Annotated in this window: 13 protein-coding genes; 9 read left to right on the forward strand and 4 right to left on the reverse strand. The window is 62.1% G+C overall.

Annotated features, from left to right (window positions below; genetic code table 11):
- Nucleotides 1–9: 9 nt before the first annotated feature.
- Nucleotides 10–924, reverse strand: a complete 915-nt coding sequence (locus tag KP010_RS17745; RefSeq protein ID WP_142861399.1) for a helix-turn-helix transcriptional regulator — start codon at nucleotides 922–924, stop codon at nucleotides 10–12.
- A gap of 213 nt (nucleotides 925–1,137) precedes the next feature.
- Between KP010_RS17745 and KP010_RS17750 the strand changes: the two genes are divergently transcribed.
- Complete coding sequence (locus KP010_RS17750) at nucleotides 1,138–3,951, forward strand: winged helix-turn-helix domain-containing protein (protein ID WP_246659661.1); 2,814 nt, start codon at nucleotides 1,138–1,140, stop codon at nucleotides 3,949–3,951.
- Nucleotides 3,952–4,169: 218 nt separating this feature from the next.
- On the opposite strand, the gene KP010_RS17755 is transcribed toward KP010_RS17750, so the two are convergent.
- From KP010_RS17755 to KP010_RS17765, 3 genes are all read right to left on the reverse strand, one after another.
- The gene (locus KP010_RS17755; RefSeq protein ID WP_142861401.1) at nucleotides 4,170–5,156 is read right to left on the reverse strand and encodes a hypothetical protein; all 987 of its coding nucleotides are present in this window, start codon (nucleotides 5,154–5,156) and stop codon (nucleotides 4,170–4,172) included.
- 457 nt (nucleotides 5,157–5,613) lie between these two features.
- On the reverse strand, nucleotides 5,614–7,041 hold the full coding sequence (locus KP010_RS17760; protein ID WP_185966371.1) for a FecR domain-containing protein: 1,428 nt from the start codon (nucleotides 7,039–7,041) through the stop codon (nucleotides 5,614–5,616).
- Between the two features lie 14 nt (nucleotides 7,042–7,055).
- Complete coding sequence (locus KP010_RS17765; protein WP_246659662.1) at nucleotides 7,056–8,390, reverse strand: tetratricopeptide repeat protein; 1,335 nt, start codon at nucleotides 8,388–8,390, stop codon at nucleotides 7,056–7,058.
- A gap of 338 nt (nucleotides 8,391–8,728) precedes the next feature.
- Between KP010_RS17765 and KP010_RS17770 the strand changes: the two genes are divergently transcribed.
- The 8 genes from KP010_RS17770 to KP010_RS17805 all read left to right on the forward strand — a co-directional run bounded on the left by KP010_RS17770 (nucleotide 8,729) and on the right by KP010_RS17805 (nucleotide 19,393).
- Entirely contained in the window at nucleotides 8,729–9,616 is an 888-nt protein-coding gene (locus KP010_RS17770) for a transporter (RefSeq protein WP_142861403.1), read from the forward strand.
- A gap of 39 nt (nucleotides 9,617–9,655) precedes the next feature.
- Nucleotides 9,656–11,305 carry a cytochrome-c peroxidase gene (locus KP010_RS17775; protein ID WP_142861404.1) on the forward strand — a complete coding sequence of 550 codons (1,650 nt, stop codon included), beginning with the start codon at nucleotides 9,656–9,658 and terminating at the stop codon, nucleotides 11,303–11,305.
- 125 nt (nucleotides 11,306–11,430) lie between these two features.
- Entirely contained in the window at nucleotides 11,431–14,217 is a 2,787-nt protein-coding gene (locus tag KP010_RS17780; protein ID WP_142861405.1) for a cyclic nucleotide-binding domain-containing protein, read from the forward strand.
- Nucleotides 14,218–14,239: 22 nt separating this feature from the next.
- Entirely contained in the window at nucleotides 14,240–15,802 is a 1,563-nt protein-coding gene (locus tag KP010_RS17785) for a hybrid-cluster NAD(P)-dependent oxidoreductase (RefSeq protein WP_142861406.1), read from the forward strand.
- A gap of 348 nt (nucleotides 15,803–16,150) precedes the next feature.
- Entirely contained in the window at nucleotides 16,151–17,257 is a 1,107-nt protein-coding gene (locus KP010_RS17790; RefSeq protein WP_185966372.1) for an alpha-amylase, read from the forward strand.
- 157 nt (nucleotides 17,258–17,414) lie between these two features.
- Entirely contained in the window at nucleotides 17,415–17,675 is a 261-nt protein-coding gene (locus KP010_RS17795) for a hypothetical protein (RefSeq protein ID WP_108918084.1), read from the forward strand.
- An 84-nt stretch (nucleotides 17,676–17,759) separates the two neighbouring features.
- The gene (locus KP010_RS17800) at nucleotides 17,760–18,605 is read left to right on the forward strand and encodes a DUF692 domain-containing protein (protein ID WP_142861407.1); all 846 of its coding nucleotides are present in this window, start codon (nucleotides 17,760–17,762) and stop codon (nucleotides 18,603–18,605) included.
- Nucleotides 18,602–19,393, forward strand: coding sequence for a putative DNA-binding domain-containing protein (locus KP010_RS17805; protein ID WP_142861408.1), 792 nt, complete (start codon nucleotides 18,602–18,604; stop codon nucleotides 19,391–19,393). Before KP010_RS17800 ends, KP010_RS17805 begins: the two co-directional genes overlap by 4 nt.

Raw genomic sequence — 19,393 nt, forward strand, 5'->3', positions numbered from 1 at the left:
GACGTCCTACTATCGCACGCGCTGCCGCCAAACCTTCGGCGTCACTCCGACATCCCGGCTGAAAATTCGCGTGAAATGGCTTTGGTCGGAAAAGCCGCAGTGAAGCGCGATTTCCGACAAGGGGAGGTTCGTCGTGCGCAACAAGCGCTGCGCATTATCGATCCGCTGTTTCAGCAGCCATTGATAGGGGCTGATGCCCGTCGACTCGCGAAAAGCCCTGAAAAAATGGCTGCGCGACATGTTCAGCGCCTCAGCGATCGTGGCGATCGACGTCCCATCCTCCTCGTCGGTGGAGACGAGCATCTCCTTCGCCTTCCGGACCATCACGGAACCCAGCCCGCGATCGAAGCCCGTCGCTTCGCTTCGCCGATCGCCATGACGCTTCAACAGATGCGCGCCGATCGTCGTCGCCATCTGCTCGAGCAGGATCGGATCGAGGAGCTCCGGATCCTCGAGGAGTGGGAGAACAGCGTTTGCGAGGTGATATAAGGTCATGTCTCGCTTCGCGAGCTGGCGGGCCAGTCCGACATCTGGTGAAACGCCTGCGACTTTTTCTGCATCCCGCCAAAACTCCGGCATCAACTCGATGAGAAAGAAATCGAAGCTTCCGTCCATCTCCGCTTTGTAGTTCTCTTCGAAGTCTCGGAGATAGATGTCGCCACGATCGAATAGGCAATCATGCGCGGCTCGGCCTTCTCGGAGGCTGCGCCGGTGTCCGTCGGCCAGGGAAATCCCGATCAGAACGCCGCGATCCTGCGCCTGCGTGGCGACTTGCGCACGATGCCGCCCGCTGGCGGCCTTGCGGCGAAAAACCATATGGCCGGCGTCCAAAGCCTGATCCTTGCTCAGCTCGGTCAGCGAGCAGCCGAGAGAGTCCTTTATGGCGCCCGCTTTCGGGCTCGCGCCTTTTGCCGCTGCATCCATTTTCGTTTTCCTTCAGCGTGTTGCGGAAAGGATTCTGCGCCGTATTCGCCTCGATAGGCCCGCGGGCTCGACGGCCGGGAGACCATTCCCCGGTCCCGGGCGGAGACAATTATGTGTATTTAATTCATGTTACAAATCTGATTTTGTTAGTTTATGTTAGCCGGGCGAGGAGACGCGCGACATTGCGCTGAAGAGCCCGTCTCGGGGGATGTTATGGAGGGCATCTACAACTTCGGGGATTACCGGCTGGAAACGCGCTCCCGTCGCCTATCCCGCGGCGATCAGACCGTGCCGATCGGGGATCGGGCGCTCGACATCCTGCTTCTCTTGATCCGGACACCGGGTGAGACGGTCAAGCGAGCGGACATCGTCGCGGAGGTCTGGGGAGCATCGCAAATTTCGGACGGAGCGTTGAGATTTCAGATCAATGAATTGAGAAGCGCGCTGAAAGCGGATGGGGCTCGGCTGATCGGGACCGTCGCTCGAACCGGCTATTATTTCAGCGGAACGGTGAGCTTTCGCTCAGAGCCTCGGTTTGTCGAAAGTGCGATCGAGAGACCAACGCAGAGCGCGGAACGCGGAAAGCGCTTCGAAACGGGCGCGATCGTCGGTCGGGACGACACGATACGCGAAACCATCGATTCTCTCGGGCCGAATGTCTCCCTCACCATCACTGGGCCGGGCGGCATCGGCAAGACCACCGTTGCAAAATGCGCCGCGCGCGCGCTCCTTGCGGAGGGGCGTCCTGATCCGATCTGGCTCGACCTGTCGAGCGGATCGGAAGACGAAGATATTTGGCCCGCGCTCGCGCGGGAGCTCGGCGTCGGCGCGGGCGCGCAAAACCTCGCTCAGGCGGCGCTGTCCGCCCTGCCGAGGAACACGCCGCTGCTCGTTCTCGATTGCTGCGAGCATGTCATCGACAGCGTCGGGCGCTTCATTCGCGACATCCGAAGCATGGGTGTCGCGACGCCGATCCTCGCGACCTCGCGCGAGACTTTGCGTATTCGCGACGAGCGGGTCATTCGGCTCGCGCCGCTCGGTTTGCCCGGCGCGAACGAGCATCTCGATTTTGCGAGCGCCGGCGCCTATGGAGCTCTCGAGCTGTTCATTCGACGCGCGCGAGACATGGCGGGCGAATATACGCTCGCCGAGACTGATGTGGATGCGATCCGAAATATCGTTCGGCGTCTCGACGGCATTCCTCTCGCCATCGAGCTCGCGGTCGCGCATCTTTCCAGCTTCAGCCCGCAAGATCTCGATCGGCTCCTACAAAAGGATTTCGATCTCGTCAGTCTTCTGCCGCGCGACACGCCGGATAGGCATCAGACGCTCCGTAACATGATCGACTGGAGCTATGATCGGTTGGACGCACGCGATAAGACCGTGCTCGACCAATTGTCGATTTTCGTCGGCGGCGCAGACCTCGACGCCTGCCTGCGTGTGATCTCCGGAGAGGGCGTTTCCCAAAATGGATTGATCGAGGCGCTGGCGCGATTGGTCGAGAAATCGCTCGTGATACGAGAATGCGCAAGCGGGCGCGCGCTCTATCGGTTGTTGGACACGACGCGAGCGCATTGTCTGGCGAAGCTCCGCTTGCGCGGCGAGGAGGATCGCGTTCTTTCGCGTCTGACGCGCTATCTGGCGGCGCTCATCCGCGATCAGACGAGCGTCGAAGGGCATAAGCAGACGGTCGACCGATGGTTCGGTCCCGCCTGTCCCAATCTGGCCAATCTGCGCCTCGCAAAGGCTTGGGCTTTCGGCGCAGGCGGCGATCCGGCGCTGGCCGTCGAATTGGCGCAATATGCGGCGCCGCTGCTGATGCAGCTCTCCTTGTTGTCCGAATGCGAGAGCATGGCGCGCGACGCTCTCACCGATCGCGAGAAGGTCGATGCTCCGTCCGAGGTTTGGCAAGCGCTGAGCGCGTTTTTGGGGGCTGCGACTCTGGCGACAAAGGGGCCGACCGACGACGCGAAGGCCGCACTCGAAGCCGGCTCGAGCCGAGCGGCGACGCCGGCGAGCGCACGGATCGCGGCCTTGGCTGCGTCAGGCCTCTATTGGCTCTGGATGTATCGCGGCGAGCCGCTGCGCGCGCTTGGCTGCGCGGAGGCTTTGCGGCCGCAGGGCGACGCCGACCTAGGCGAGGACGACGATCTCGTGGCGGATAATTACGCCGCCATGGCGCATCAGGCGATGGGCCGCACCGCGGCGGCCGAACGAGAGCTCAGAGACGTGGTGGATCGCCAAGCGCGCGTCAGCCTCGGCCGCTTCATGCGCATCGGCAGCGATCCCGGCCTCATGTCGCAGATTTTTTTGATGAAGACACTCTGGCTGCAAGGACGTTTTCGAAGCGCGATCGACCTCTACGAACACATCCGCCCCGGCTTGTGTGCGCCAGAGCATGGGCTCTATCGCGCCTGGGCGCTGAACGAGGCGCTCGTTCCTCTCTATTGCGCCATGGGGGATTATGACGCTGCGCGCGCTGTGATCGAAGAGCTTGCCGTTTCAGCGCAAGGTCAGTCGATGCAGATCAGATGCGTCGCGGGGCTCGCGGCCGAAGCCGCTCTGGAAACCAAGGTCTCAGGCCGTGTGCGATCGGACTTGCCGCGGTTGCTGGGAACATTGCGGCGCAATCATTTCCATCTTCTTTTGCCGTGGCTCGAAGGCGTTCACGCCGAGGCCCGTCTCGCGGAAGGAGACCTCGATGCCTGTCGCGCCATTTTGATGGATGCGATCTTTTTCTGTGAAGCCAACCAGAATGGATGGTGGTTGCCAGAGCTCTCGTCGCTGATGGGGCAATTGGAGACGCGCTCGGCGAACGATGCGACGGCGACGGCTTGGTTCGAGAAGAGCCATTGCTTATCCACGTCGCAAGGCTCGCTCGCGCTCGCGATCAGAAATTTCCACCGCGTCAAGATTTGGAGCGATGCGCCGCTGGCTCTACGAAAGAAGGCAGATGAATGGGGCCACTGGCTGTCGGATCATTATCGCGACGACGGCGATCCAATGTTTTGGGTTCCGAAAGACTGAATGCGAAAGACGAGAAGCTAGAGGCCAAAGGCGGCCGCATGACACTCACCTTTCGGGTTTCGATCGTGGCTCTCCCGAACTTCTGTCTCTCAGTTACGGCGCAAGCAAGTCGCTCGAGACAAACGCAGACGATTATTGTCAGAAATCGTGGAACAGCCAAAAAGGCGGAGTCCCCACGCTCCCGCTACTTCGCGCCTAGCTTTCAAAAGAGGCGCGTTTCAAAAGGCTCTTAAGCGCTTCTGGATCGAATTTAAGGGAATGCACAACTCTACCAAGGTCGCGTGGATGCGCCGTCGGAAGCTCAACGTGCGGCATTCGACGTTGACCGCGCGGCGGCCGAGCGTAATGTTGGGTTGCTGTCGTATCGAGCTTATGCCCCATGAGCGCGGCGACCTCGTCGGGAGCGAATACCGCCTTTGCGGCCGCCGCGAACATGTGCCGCGTCGTATAGAGCGCGGGGTGCTTTTTTCTATTCCAGATTCGGCGGCTGACACAATAGAGCCGATCGCCGAGCGCATTGTAAAATTTTTCCCATATGGGGCACGGTCACCGCCCACAGTTCCTGCAAGGCTGCTGTCGACAATCGCGAGCCATCGACGAATGGCCATTAGGGATGCGCCGCAGGTTTCATGCGCGAAGACCAGCCGCCGAAAGTCGCCATGGGCGCGGACCTCGTCTTCCTTGGCATTCTTGACAACCAAAACCGATACGGCGGCCCCCGGAAACGTCACGAGACGAACGCGGGCCCATTCGCAGGGCCGCAAGCCGGTTGCTCGACCGGCTTCCAAATAGGCGAGCAGCGGCGTGTCATAAACCGAGTTTCCTGCAAGCCCGCGCTTCAGGCTATCGAGCAATTTGTCCCACTCCGAATCGAGAAGTCGCTTGAGGACATGCGACGACGTCGCCGGCGACAAGGCCTTGCGGGCGGCAATAGTCTCCGGATCCGATTTGCCGTAGAGCGACTTCAATAGGTCTTTTCGCGTCTCTTCATCGAGATCGAGAGCGGTCTTGCAATGATGGTCGATCGCACAACGATACTGTCGCCATGAGGCGCTCCGCAGACTCGCGCGTCGGTCGGAGAGCCAACGAACAATGGCTTCGAGGGCGATAGGCGCATCGGCGTCCTGCATCACCTCTCTGGCAGCCATGCAGCTGAGCAAGCGGAACCGTTCAGCATAGCGGACGCTGGTTTCGGGCGTCGTCATGTGCGGCGCCCTCCCGCCAATTTGGATACGTTGCCGTTACAAGGATCCGAAGACGCCGCATGAGAACGAAAAAGGACCGGGACTTTCCGGAGCGCCGAGTCACTTCGAAACAAAAAGAGTCGAGGCGAGCCGACCCGAGCCACCCCCCTTGCTGAGTAACTTTGATACGTAATTTCAAACATATATGCTCGACAGAGAAGCCCGCCGCGGGTCATAGCGCGACCTCCAGCTCCCAGTGCCCAGCTTCATCCTGTCCGGCGCGCCAATCCTCAAAACATAATGGGCGCCATGCCGCCGAGAGCGCAGCCTATCCCGCGGGCGCGGATCGGGGGCGTCGCTCGGACGCCGCCGTCAGACTATAGCGGTAGCGACGCCGGCCGACCGCTCAACGGACGAGCATGAGGTCGCCGCAGCAAATCTATTTTCCGGCGCCATGAGCGCGGCGGAGCGCCGTCGCTCACGGATAGGAGAAGTCGAAGGTCTCCGTGAAACCGTCCGGCAGGCTGAAGAAGGAATTCACCGATGTGGCCGCCGTCTCGAGAATGATGCTGGATGCATTCACGAAATGCAGCGTATCGCTGCCGCTGACCGTGAATGTCGTCGGGACGCCATTCCCCGACACCGAGCCGGACCAGTTCACATTCTCGTTGATCGCAAAATTATACATATTGGTCTGAGCCGCCGCGCCGCTCTGCGGATAATAGGAGACCGTCGCGCCGATCACGCCGTTGATGGTCGCGGACGCCTGTCCGGCCGTATAATTGATGCTCTCGGCGTTCACCGTCAGCGCGATCAGAAAATAGCCGTGTCCGGGGAAGGTCGCCTGCATCGTTATGGTCGCATTGGCGCCGGAAACGCTCGTCGAGACGAATGTCGGCGCCACGCAGCCCCACACGCAGAATCCATTCGCGAATAGCGCGCCCGCCACGCCGCTCGCGGGATTGGACGGATCGATCGGGATTCCAGACGACGGCGTTCCATCGCCCGTTGTCGGATGATGAGCGGCCGCGTTCTGCGCCGCGACGACCGCGGCGATCGTTTGCTGCGTTTGCGTCGCGATCGCCTGATTATTCGTCTGCGCACGGCTCTGCGCAATTCCAGCGCCGCCCCAATGCGCGCCGATCGCCCCCAGTCCGGCCCAGGGCGTGCGATCTGGCTCGCGTATATTGCCGAGGCGCGCGAAGGCCTGCGCGTCGCTCGGCAGAGAGCCGAGGCTCGCGCCTCCCGTCTGCCCCGGCAGGCTGGCGAATTGCTGGTCGAATCCTTCTATGGCGCCCTCGCCCGCCGGCGCGGGATCGGAGACATCTCCGCCACCCGAGCCGATGACCACGCCATAGCCCGGACGTGTCAGGCGCAATCTCCGACCCGTCGCCGTGACGATGGTTGCGACGCCGTTCAGCAAGACGATCTCGTCGCAGCCGCCCGCCTGCGCCATGGCGCCGCAATCGGCGCCGCCGACGCGCACGAGCACCATGCCGCCGCGCACGCCGATCGTCGCAGAAGGCGTCTTGATCTCCATGCCGACGCCGTGACTGACCTCGCCGCCGATGAAGCGCAGCGCGCCTTTGGTGATGGAGAGACTCTGCTTTCCGCCCCCCGCCGCCGAATCATAGACGAAACGATCGATGGTCACCGAGCTGTTCGCGCCGATTCCGAGCGTCGATTTGTCGAGAAAGACGATTTGCGCTCGCCCCTCCGTCTTGGTGTCGATGCGCTCGCGATCGACGACTCCCGCGCCGAGCGTCAGCCCTTTGGCCGCGCCGCCGGGCGGAGTTCCCTGCGCCGCCGGATTGACGGCGCCGACATTGCCGACCACTTCCGCGCGAACATTCGCGGCACCTAATCCAATGAGCGCGAGGAACGCGACGCTCGGCAGATTTCGCATAGCCTTCCCCATCGTCAAAATTTCGCCGTCGGCCCGAACGTCAGTGACACATTGTGCATTTTGAAGCTCGAAATATTCGAATCGTTGCGTAGAAATTCGAGATGGCCGGAAACGCCCAATTGCGCGGTGATCGGCGCATCCAGAGCGAGGCCATAGGTCCAGGCGTCGTCGCGCCTCATGCGCGAGGGATCGAGCGCCGGATTGGCGATGTCGAAGGCGATCTGCCGGAAACGCGCATAGGGCGCGAAGGTCCATCGCCGCGGCATCTCCGAGAGCGGCGGATCGACCTCGAAACGCAACATCGCCTGCAGATCGAACTGATCGGAAGCCTGCGCCGCGACATAGGCCGCAGCGCGCGAATAAGCGCCGCGCCCTTCGAGCCGAACATGGTCGAAAATGCGCAGGCTGACGCCGAGCGAGCCGGTGAACACATCGCCGCTCGCGATCGTCGCCACTGTCTGCGCGCTGCTTCCCGGACCAGAGCCCGAATTGACCCAGAGCCGCGACCATTCGAAGCCCGGCTCAAGCGACAGCCGATCGCCGATCATCTGCCGGAAGCCGACGCCGGCGCCGCCGGTGTTGAGATAATTCAGATTGCCGACGAGCGAAGCCGAGCCCGAGACATGAGGCCGAACAGAGAGGCCGGGCGCGATTTCGCTCAGGCCGAATCGCGGCCCGACGGACAGCGAAAACAAGGCGACGTTATATTGCGACAGCGCGAATTGCTGCGTCGCATAGGCCAGTCCGCGCGTCTCCAGCACATCGCCGCGTTGATTCTGGAAATCATAGTCATGCGCGATTTGCGCCTGCTCGAATGCGTTGACGTCCGATTGGCGTCCCGTCACGCCGCCGAAGGTCTGCACGCCGCCGACGTCATAGAGACCGCCCGACGGCAAATAGGCGGCGTTGGATTGCGTCCGCACGCCGATCTGCAGATTTCCCGAGAAGCGGCTGGCCCGCGTCTGTCTTTCGATATCGGGAATCTGCGCCTCGATCTGCGCTTTCTGCGTCGCGTCGAGATCGGCGGATTTCAACGCCGCGCGCAGATTGAACGCGGCGCTCTGATAAGCGCCGATGCGCGCATAGAGAAAACCGAGCTCCTTACGCGCGCGGCCGAGCGAAGGATTATACATGAGCAATCGCTCGAGCGCGCCGATCGCGGCTTCGTCATGCAGCTCCGTCGCCAGCCGAATATAGGCGTAGGTCTGCTCGTAATCCGTCGGATGCGTGCGGACATGAGCCGCGAGCCGGTCCAATTCGGAACGCGCCGCCTGCACTGTCTCCGCCTGCGCCGAAGCGGCCACAAGGCCGACGATCAACGCTACTACGCTGATTTTATACTGTCTCACGAGCCCGCCCCGACGCGCAAAATGTCACTGATCGTCCAATTTATATCTAAAGCTTTACTCAAATGCGTCTTTTTTGGGACCTCGTCAAGAGGCTCGACCGTGACCGTATCGCGCCGCCACCGCCGGCGCGATCGTCGAATGACGATCCGACTCGCGGCCGGCGATCGCGATCGCGCCCGCCATTCGTCGCGCGCGACATGCAACCGACAATTGCGCGCACGAAGCGCGTCGATATGTCGAATACAATCGACGACGCGATTTCCCGACCGGGTTGACATCGAGCTCGAGCCGAACGATTAATCAAATATTGATACGGTCAAGCTTCGCGGGGGCGGGCGATGTTCAATTTGAAGCGTTACGGCGCTGCTGTGTTTGCGCGCGCTCATGTCGCCGCCGCGACTTTGCTCGCGATGGCGAATGGGTGTGCGCCGGCTTCCGCCGGCTCGATCCAGCAGCCAGGACTCATGGCCGGCCTGCCGGAAGGCTGGGCGCCGGAGCCGGGTCTCTATGGCGTCATGGCCTTCAATTCCGGCGCGGACGAAAAGTTCAACTCGACGGTCGGCGTGCCCGCCTTTCTCAACTTCTCCACGCCGCTCGAAGTCGCCGGCGCGCGCGTGCAATTGAAGACCGTGCCGCTCGTCGTCGCCAACGTCAACATGCAGGGCCTGCATCGAATCGGCACTTACAATTCCTATGTCGGCACGTGGTTCTCGTGGTTTCTCGGCCATGGCGTCAATGTGGCGATCGGCGAAGGCGCATGGATATCGACGGGCTCCCCGCTGACGCGCGCGCTCGGCACAGATTTCACGGCTTTCCAGCAAAATCTCGCAATTACCTATCTGCGAGACAATTGGAACATCACCCTCAACAGCTTCTATGCGACGGGGCACACCAACGCTTTCGCGAGCTCGCCGCAGACGCTGAATTTCGATTTGACGGCGATCAAGCGCGACGGCCGCGCCGAATGGGGCTTGATCGCCTTCAGCGAAGTCGACCTCGACAAGCCTGCGATCGGCTATATGAACCGCCAGAGCTCGGTCGCGATCGGCGCCCTCTACGGCTATCTGATCGGCAATCAGATCAGCGCGCAAATCAAGCTGTCGCACACATTCTACGCGAAGAATACGGCGCGCGACACAAGGCTCGGCATTCAGTTCATCATCCCGATCTACACGCCGGCCGCGCCTGTGCCCTCCAATTCCGCAGAGGCGCTCGCGGCGCGCTAGTTCAACGTCAAATCAAGCTCGGACGAGCGGGAGAATTCGATGGAAATCCGGACCGTTCTCGCGGGAGCCATCCTATCGGCGAGCGCCATGGTCGGCGCCACGGCGAGTGAAGACGCGCACGGCGGATCGTCGCTCGATCGCGAGCTGCGCGCCTTCATAGCCCAAAACCATCTCACCGGCGACGCCGTCGACAGCCGCAAGCTGCCGATCCCTCCGCTGTCCGATCCGCTGCCGCGGCTCGGCAAGCTCTTGTTCTGGTCGAAAGGCATGAGCCCGGGGAAAGATGTGGCCTGCGTGACCTGCCATCATCCGATGCTCGGATTCGGCGACGCAATGCCGCTGCCGGTCGGCGTCGGCGCCAATAATCCGGACATGCTCGGTCCCGGCCGCAAGCGCGTCGACAAGCCCGGCATGTTCCCGCCTTTCGGAACCGGCGATTCGGCGATGCCGCGCAATTCGCCGACGCTGATCGGCCTCGCCTTCTGGGATCAGTCGATCACCTGGGACGGCACTGTGTTCAGCACCACCGGCACGCCGGGCATGAGCGGCGTCGACGGCCGCATCGTCGCGCCGGTCGATTCGCCGCCCGTGCGCGGGATGTTCAATAATTTCATGCTGCCGCGGCAAGAATACATCTCCTACGAGGAAAAATTCAAAGCCGGAATGCCGATCAGCTCGGGGCATGGAATGTTCCCGACCGCGGTCAACGCCGCCATGCGCGGCAAGGCCTATGGCGCGGCCGGAAGTCCACAGACTCCGGGCGCCACCGACCTCGAGGTTCGCCAGAAGCTCGCCGCGCGCTTCGGCGGCTATGGCGATCCGAACGATCAATTCGCCAAAAACGAATGGCTGCCGCTGTTCCGCGCCGGCTTCAAAGACTATCAATCGCCGCCCGAGCAGCTGGTGACAGCCAATAATATTTCGATCGCCCTGGCCGACTACGAGCGGACCATGACTTTCACCCATACGCCCTGGCGCGCCTATGTGCGCGGCGACAGCCATGCGATCAGCGAATCGGCCAAGCGCGGCGCGCGGCTGTTCTTCGCGACGGCCGAGCAAGGCGGCGCCGATTGCGCCTCCTGCCATTCCGGCGATTTCTTCAGCGACGAGAAATATTGGGTGCTCGCCGTGCCGCAGATCGGCCGCGGAAAGACCGACCTCGATACGATCGAGGACGGCATCGACGATTGGGGCCGCGCGCATGTCACCGGCCATCGCGACGACAAATACGCCTATCGCACGCCGACGCTTCTCGGCGTCGAGGTGACGGCGCCCTTCGGCCATAGCGGCGTGTTCAATACGCTCGAGGACGTCGTCCGGCATCATCTCAATGTCGAGCGCTCGCTCGCCGGCTTCGATTACAAGACGATCCCCGCGTCCGGCGGGCCAATCAACTCGAAATTCGCCAAGGATCACACGCAAAACGCGCTCGACATGCTTCGCTCGCAGCGCGAGGCCCGACTGCCCGGCGTCATTCGCGACGTCGAATTGACCGATGGTCAGGTCGCCGACATCGTGAATTTCCTGAAGGCGCTGACCGATCCCTGCCTGAAGAGCGATAAATGCCTCGCGCAGTGGATTCCGAATGCGAGCGATCCTGACCCAGATGGCCTGCGGCTATGCGCGGTCGACCAGCGCGGCCGTGAGTTCCTGCCCGGCTCGTGCCGCAAGTCGAGCGCTCGGCGCTGATCCAGATGCGGCGTTTGCTCATGGAGCAAACGCCGCATTTTTGGGTAGTCTATGATTTGGCCGGCTGACGAGCATGACCCGGCCGCGCGGGGGGACAAGTGCTTTCGCAAACATCCGAACGCTCCATGCGGAGCGTCAGAGTTGTCCTATTGCTCGCTTGGGGCGCGCTCATCGTCGCCCTGTTCTACGATCCGCTGACCGCCTGGCTCACTCTGCCCGATTCGGGCAGTCCGTTTCGGATCGGCGACGACCCCGTCGTCATTCAGGGCGTCCCTCGCTATTCGACGCCCTATTCGATGACCAACCGCATTTTCTGGACGATAGCGGTGCCGCTCGTCCCCTTTTCGATCATGCTGCTCGGACATGAGTTCTGGCGTCGCGTCTGCCCGCTCTCGCACGCCAGCCAATTCGCCCGCACTTTCGGCTTCGAGCGCAAGCTGCCCAATCTGAACCGCAAGACGGGACGCGTCGAACGCGTCTTGGCGCTATTGCCCTCACAATCCTGGCTGCGCCGCAATCATCTTTATTTCCAGCTCGGATTTTTGACAGTCGGCGTTTCTGGACGCATCCTCTTTTATAATTCGAGCCATGTCGCCCTCGCGGCGGCCTTTATTTTCATCATCTCTTTCGCCATTTTCGTCGGCTTCGTCTATGGCGGCAAGAGCTGGTGCAATTACTTCTGCCCCACGGCGGTCGTGCAGCAAATCTACACGGGCCCCGGCGGCCTCTTCGACTCGAAGCCGCATATCGAGCGGGTGGCGGTCAAACAATCTTCCTGCCGCGCCTCGACCGCTTCGGCCGACCGCAGCATTTGCGTCGGCTGCACGACGAATTGCCCGGATATCGATCTCGAGAATAACTATTGGAAGACTGTCGACCTCGACCAGAAGCGGAACGTCTATTATCTGTTTTTCGGCCTCGTATTTGGATTCTACACATATTATTTCATCTATTCCGGCACTTGGGACTATTATATGAGCGGTTTTTGGACGCATGAGAGCGATCCGTTCGGCGCGCTTTTGAAACCCGGCCTCTATTTCGACGGCCACAGCATTCCGGTTCCCAAGCTCGTCGCCGCGCCTGTCTATATCGTCCTCTGCATGGTCCTCTCATTCGCGCTGTTCCTCGGCTTGGAGCGTCTCTACGAGCGCTGCAGCTCGGCGCGCGGCCTCGCGCTCTCCAAGACGCAGCGTCGGCACCATATGCTGACGATTTCCGGCTTCGCGAGCTTCACCCTGTTCTACGCTTTCGCCGGCCGGCCGAATATTTTGCTGATGCCGTCCATCGCCGTAAAGCTCATCGATCTTGCCATCGCCGCGACCTCGGTGGCCTGGCTGATCAGTTCACTGGCGCGCAACGCCGATCTCTATCGGCACGAGAGTCTCGGTCACGCCCTGCGGTTGGAGCTGAAACGCATGGGCTTTCGATCGGAAGAGTTTCTAGACGGACGCTCGCTCGATCAGCTTTCCGCCGACGAAATCTATGTGCTCGCCAAAACGCTGCCGAATTTCTCCGTCGACCAGAAGCGCAACGCCTATCGCGCCATTCTCGCCGACACGCTCGCGACGGGACAGACTCGCTCGTCGGAGAGCCTGAAGCTGCTGCGCGACCTGCGCGTGCAGTTGGGCCTCTCGGATTCCGATCACGACGCCATCGCCCATGCGCTCGGCGTCGAGGATCCCTCGCTCTTCAACTCCGATCTCGCGCGCACTGTCGAAGAACATGCGCGACGGAGAAATTATCGCGAATTCGTGATCGATCTCGTCCAGAAGGGCCTTGCGGCCGGCGTCGCGCCGAAAGCGTGGCTGGCGCGGACGGAGACGCTCGCCTCGATCCGCCAGATGCGCAACTGGTTCAACATTTCGGACGAAGAGCATGGCGAGATCGTCGGCGAAGCGACCAATGATCAAAAGCGTTCGACCGAACGCATAGAGGCGCTCGTCCATTCGCTGAAGTGGACCGAATCCGCTCGCTTCACGCTCTCGCACGAAAATCGGCCCGAAGCCTCGCTGATCGCAAAGACCATCGTCAAATGGCAGGCTCAGCTCGTCCGCGAGATCGTTCATCTCGCCGCGACTCTGGAAGACGCCGCCCGCGCCGCCGAGCTCGTACGCCCGATCGCGCTGATATTGGGAACCGAAGGCAACTCCGCGCTCCTCGAGACGATCGACGCCGCGCCGGCGGCGCTGCGCGACGCTGTTCACAGCGCCAGAACCCAGGCCTCCTCCGCGTCTTATTTCGAGATCATCGAAATGTCGCGGCCTGCCGATGTCGTGTTTCGCAGCTTTCTCGACGATCGCGACGCGCTCGTGCGCGCGCTCGCTGTCTCGGCGCTCGCGACGGAATCCGCCGAGGGAGCCGCGCTCGCCCGCGAAATCTTCGGCCATGGCGAGGCGCTGCCGCCGCTCGCCGAGGAGATCGTCGCCAGCGCCAAGCATGGCGAGCGCTCGCCCATGGTCACGATCATGGCGGAACTCCTCGTCTCATCCGTCTTCTCGCGCGTCGATCTGTCCGTGCTCGCGGAAATCGCGCGCCGCTCGTCGATCGAGATCCACCCCGAGGGAGCGCAAATCTGTCGCTACGGAGAGAGTTCCGACGGCATGTTCGTGCTGGTTCGCGGCGAAACGATCGCCTGGGTCGCCGGCGAGAACGGCCGCGAGATCATCGGTCGCGGCGGCGCCGGAACCGTGTTCGGCGAACTCGGCGTCATCAGCGGCCGGCCGAGATCGGCTTTCGTCGAAGTGGCGAGCGAGGAGGCCTGCGTCGTCGCCATACCGCGCAGCGCAGTCGACGATTTGCTCGGACGGGACGCGAGCGCGGTCCAGAGCATATTGAAAACCGTCACCGGCTATCTGCTCGACAATATGGCCGCCGCATCGGCCAAAGCGAAACAGGAATTGCAGACATCATGACCGCCCTCGCCGGATTTCGATCATGACAGGAACGAAAGACAATTCCCGGGCGCTCGTCGAGCTGCCCATGCTGCTTTTCCTGAGGATCGCCGATGGCGACGGCGCGATGTCGGCGCAGGAGATGGAGCGATTCGACGCTCTGCTCCGCGCGCCGGACTGGTGCCGCTCGCCGCTATTACGACAGTCTCTGGCGCTCACCGAGAAAGAAAAAGGCGCGCTGTGGCGTCGTTATGTCGACGGCGATCTCTCCGTCGATTCCGGCGCCGTCGCGACGGCGCTGGACAGCGTTCTCGGCGCGCTCGCGAGCGATCAGCAGGCGCTCGTCGAACAGGATCTGCTGTCCTTCTCGCGTCGAATTCTCGAAGCCGCCGATCGTCACGCCGGGTGGTTCAAGAGCGATGCGAAAGCCCATGCATCGTTCGATGCGCTGGACGAGCTGATTCGTCGCCCTTCCGCGCGCGGGCGCGCCGCCGCGCTGCATCGAATGTCCAAGACCCGCCCCGCGCCGACCGACAGCGACGGCGCGCTCCATTTGGCGCTCGCGGGCGAAGAGGCGTTTTGGCGCGGCGGCAAGCTGCCGTTGAGATGCATCCGCGCGATCGACGAGACGCATGACGTCAAAACCTTCGACTTCGTCTGCGAGCCGCGGAAGTTCTTCTGCTACGAGCCAGGCCAGTTTCTCACGCTGGAGCTGCCGATCGACGGCCGGATCGTGCGGCGCAGCTATACGATCTCATCGTCGCCGTCGCGGCCGCATATTCTCTCCGTCACCGTCAAGCGGGTCGAGAATGGCCTCGTCTCCAATTGGCTTCACGATCATCTGCATCCGGGCATGACGCTGTCGGCCGATGGCCCCTATGGGAAATTCACCTGTGTCGACGGCGCCGCGGGTCCCTATCTCTTCATTTCCGGCGGCAGCGGCGTCACGCCGGTCATGGCGATGGCGCGCTGGCTCTTGGACACGACCGCGGACGCAGATATTCGTTTCGTGCATTTCGCGCGCCGTCCGGAGGATTTCGTCTATGAAAGCGAGCTTCGGCTGCTCGAATCTCGCTTCCCCAATTTCAGATGCGGCTTCGCCTGCTCGCGCGCGACGCCCGATGAGTGGAGCGGCGCTCTCGGCCGCTTCTCCGTCGAGCTGCTGTCGCAGCTCGCGCCCGATATGATGTCGCGGTCCGTCTATCTTTGTGGTCCCGATGGCTTCACCGAAAGCGTGCGCGCCGGCCTGGCGGAGGCGGGCTACGACATGGCGCGTTTTGCGCAGGAGAGTTTCGGCGGCGCGCCGAGCCCCGCCGCGGCGTCGCCGAAGCCGATCGATGCGCCCAGCGCCAAAATCGTCTTTTCGGCGAGCGGCAAGGAGATCGCGTGCACGAGCGGCGATTACGTGCTCGACATTGCGCTCGCCAATGGAATCGAAGCCGCCTACTCATGCCGCGCCGGCCAATGCGGCGTCTGTAAAACGACGGCGCTCGAAGGAAGAGCCGTCCATGACTGTTCGGACGGGCTCACGGAGGACGATGTCGCTGTCGGCTTGATCCTCGCCTGCCGCGCGCGACCCGAGGGAAAATTGATCGTCGACCTCTGATCGAGAGGCGAGCCTTCGGACTCGCTCTTTCAAAACCCTCGAGTTCGATGAAGCGGACCGCTCGTGTTTTCGAGCGAGATGGGAAGCGGCTCGCATTCGCCGCGACAGGCGCACAGTGGGATAGCGCCGGCTCCCGGAGTCGCGTTCGAAATCGCGCAGGCACGATCGCGAACTCAATTCGGCGTTGCGCCGAGGCGTTGCGGAAAAGCCACACATACGGGCAATAACTACGGAAACACGCGGGAAACAGAATTTCAGACTTAAGCTGCAGCATTGACTCCCGTAATCTCGACAGTCGTTCGGGGCGCGGATCGACATTGCATCGATCCGTCGGAACGGGGGTGGATAATGAAGAAAATTTCTCTTGTCTCGTTGATGGCGCTCACATTGTCCGCAAATGCGGGATTCGCGGCGGAACCGTCATTGGGCAAAGGCAGGCTCGACAATGCGACGCCGCCTGCGCCCGCCACTGCCCCGCCGCCGCCGGCGCCCATGGGGGTTTTCGGCGCCGATATGCCGCCGCCCGAGAAGCTCGTGCTCTCGATCACGCCGAATTTCGCGAATTTGTCGGGCATGAGGATCGGCACGCGCAACGTCTCGAACGAATATATCGTCAACAATGTCCCGTTCTTCCTCAATCCGACGCGGACAGTGCGCATCGTTCCGCAGAATATCGCAGCCAAGACGCAAGTGGTCGGCCTCGCCTATGGCGTGACCAAGGACTTCTCGCTGGTCTTCACCGGGGGCATGGGCGAGAAAAACCTGGAGCCGCTGACGTTCAGCGGCGCCGCCGGCGTTCAGCAGCGCGGTAGAAGCTATGTGGGGACGGTCAGCCTGGTCGACTTCTCCCTCTCGGGCATTTATCGCGTCTATCAGGACGACATCCACCGCATCCAGATCAATCTGGGCTTCTCTTTCCCGACCGGCAGCAATCATGCGACCTTCAACGGCCTGCTGCTGCCGGACGGCTCGCGCGCCCTGGTCCGCGCGTTTTACGGAATGCAGCCGGGCACGGGAACCTTCGACATCATGCCGGGCGTCGTCTACGCTGGCCATCTCGACAAATGGTCCTGGGGCCTCTCCTACCGCGGACGCCACCCGCTGGCCGCCAATCCGCAGGGCTACATGTGGGGAAATCTGCATGAGTTCAACGGCTGGGCGGGCTACACCTGGATTCCGGGCCTGACGACGACATTTCGCGCGCTCGCCTCCGTGCAGGGACGCATCGCCGGCTTCGATCCGGAGATTCGCGGAATCGCCGCGCCGACCAATCCGCTCTTCTACGGCGGAACGCGCGTCGAGCTCTTCGGCGGCTGGACCGTCAGCGGAAAATTCATCGGCTTCGACAATCTGACGCTCGCCGCGGAAGCCGGCCTTCCGGTCCATCAGGATCTCAATGGTCCGCAGATCATGAAGAACTGGCAGGCGGGCATGTCGCTTCGTCTCAAGATTTGAGCGCGCGCGTACGGGCGCTCTCGTGAAAAAGTTTTCCTTCGATCGGCGCCGACAGTGTAACTTCGATCTCCGATGGACGTATAAATTGCGGGCGAGCTCGGGCTTCCGAACTCGCAGAATCGCTTTTTCGAGCGATCGAATGTCCAAGGAGACCAGAATGAAGACCAATATCGTTTCAGGCGTCTCGATTGCCGCCGCGGCGGTCGCCCTCGCGGTGAGCGGCGCCGCCGTCGCTCCGGCGCTCGCCAAAAAGGCTCCCGTTCATTGCGCGGGCATCAATTCCTGCAAGGGCGAGAGCGCGTGCAAGACCGCGAGCAGCGCCTGCAAGGGTCAGAACAGCTGCAAGGGCCAGGGCTGGCTGCCGGCGAAATCCGCCAAGGCCTGCAAAGCCAAGGGCGGCACGGTCGCCGAAATGTGATCGCTTCGGCGCGGGCGGCCGTCGCGCGCGCCCGCGCCACTTTCGATCATTTCACGAATGACGCTCGCGGTCAGGGGGATCGACATGAGCATTCCGTCGTCGCTCGGTTTCGGACTCGGGCTTCGAACGATCTATTATCCCGACATTCTGGAGCATGAGCCCAACGTCGATTGGTTCGAGATCATTTCCGAGAACTATATGATTCCGGGCGGACGGCCGCTCGCTATTCTCGAGCGCATTCGCGCCGACTACCCGATCGTCATGCATGGCGTCTCCATGTCGCTCGCTTCGAGCGATCCGCTCGATTACGCCTATCTCAGAGAGCTGAAATCGCTCGCCGAACGGATCGAGCCCGCATGGATATCCGATCATCTCGCCTGGACCGGGGTTCACGGGGCCAATCTGCACGACCTCTTGCCCATTCCCTATACGCGAGAGGCCTTGGACCATGTCGTCGATCGCATCCGACGCGTGCAGGATTTTCTCGGTCGTCGGCTCCTCGTCGAAAATGCGTCGACCTATGCGACCTTCCAGGATTCCGAAATGGAGGAATGGGAGTTCGTGACGGAAATGGCGGAACGCGCCGACTGCCTGCTCCTGCTCGATGTGAACAATATATTCGTGTCCGGCTTCAATCATGGATTCGACGCAGAGAGCTTCATCGAATCGATCCCGGTCGCGCGCGTGGCGCAATTGCATCTGGCCGGCCATAGCAGCTACGAAACGCATAAGATCGATACGCATGATCAGCCCGTCTGCGAAGAGGTGTGGCGGCTCTATGAGCGGACGCGCCTGCGCTTCGGCGACATCTCGGCCATGATCGAGCGCGACGACAATTATCCGCCTTTCGACGAGTTGCTCGCAGAATTGGAGCATATGCGCGAAATCGCGCGGACGGCCGACGATGTCCGCTCGCGGAGCGCGGCATGACCTTGCGTGAGATCCAGGAGCGATTTCAGACGAGCGTGCTCGCGGGGCTCGCATCTGGACAGGCCGCTATTCTCGACTCGCTGCGAGATCCTCCGCGCACGGATCGCACAACCTTGTTCGCCGTCTATGTGGACGCCTATCGCCTCCGCCTCGCCGAATTCGTCTCGACCGATTTCGCCGTGCTGCGCGACTATATGGGAGATGAGGCCTTCGGCTCGCTGGTCGAGCAATATATCGCCACAGGGCCGTCGCATCATCACAATGCGCGCTGGTATGCGTCGCGTCTGCCCGAATTCATGCGCGAGAGCGCGCAATGGCGCAGCGACAGGGCGGCCTGCGATCTCGCTCTGTTCGAAAAAAGTCTCGCGGATGCGTTCGACTCGGTCGACGTTCCTGCGCTCGCCATCGACGCGCTCGCCGCCGCCGAGCCGGACGACTGGCCGAGACTGGTCTTCGAGTTTCATCCGAGCGTCGCGGTTCTGGACCTCGCGAAAGGCGTCGCCCGCCTCTACAGCGCTCTTTCCGACGGCGGCGAGGCCGAGCGCGCCGATCCCGATGACGATGAGACCATTCTTCTCTGGCGCAGAGACGACGAGCCCGTCTATCGTGAAATCGCCGCGGACGAGCGTCTCGCGCTCATAGAGGCGAGAGCCGGAAAGAGCTTCGGCGATATTTGCACGCTTCTCGAATTTCAGAACAATGACGAGACGCTGCTGCAGCGCGCCGCCGGCTTTCTCGCGCAATGGTTCGCGGACGGCATAGTGACGAAAATTTCGCTGTCCACATGA

Source organism: Methylosinus sp. KRF6, assembly GCF_018887255.1.
Classification (GTDB): Bacteria; Pseudomonadota; Alphaproteobacteria; order Rhizobiales; family Beijerinckiaceae; genus Methylosinus; species Methylosinus sporium.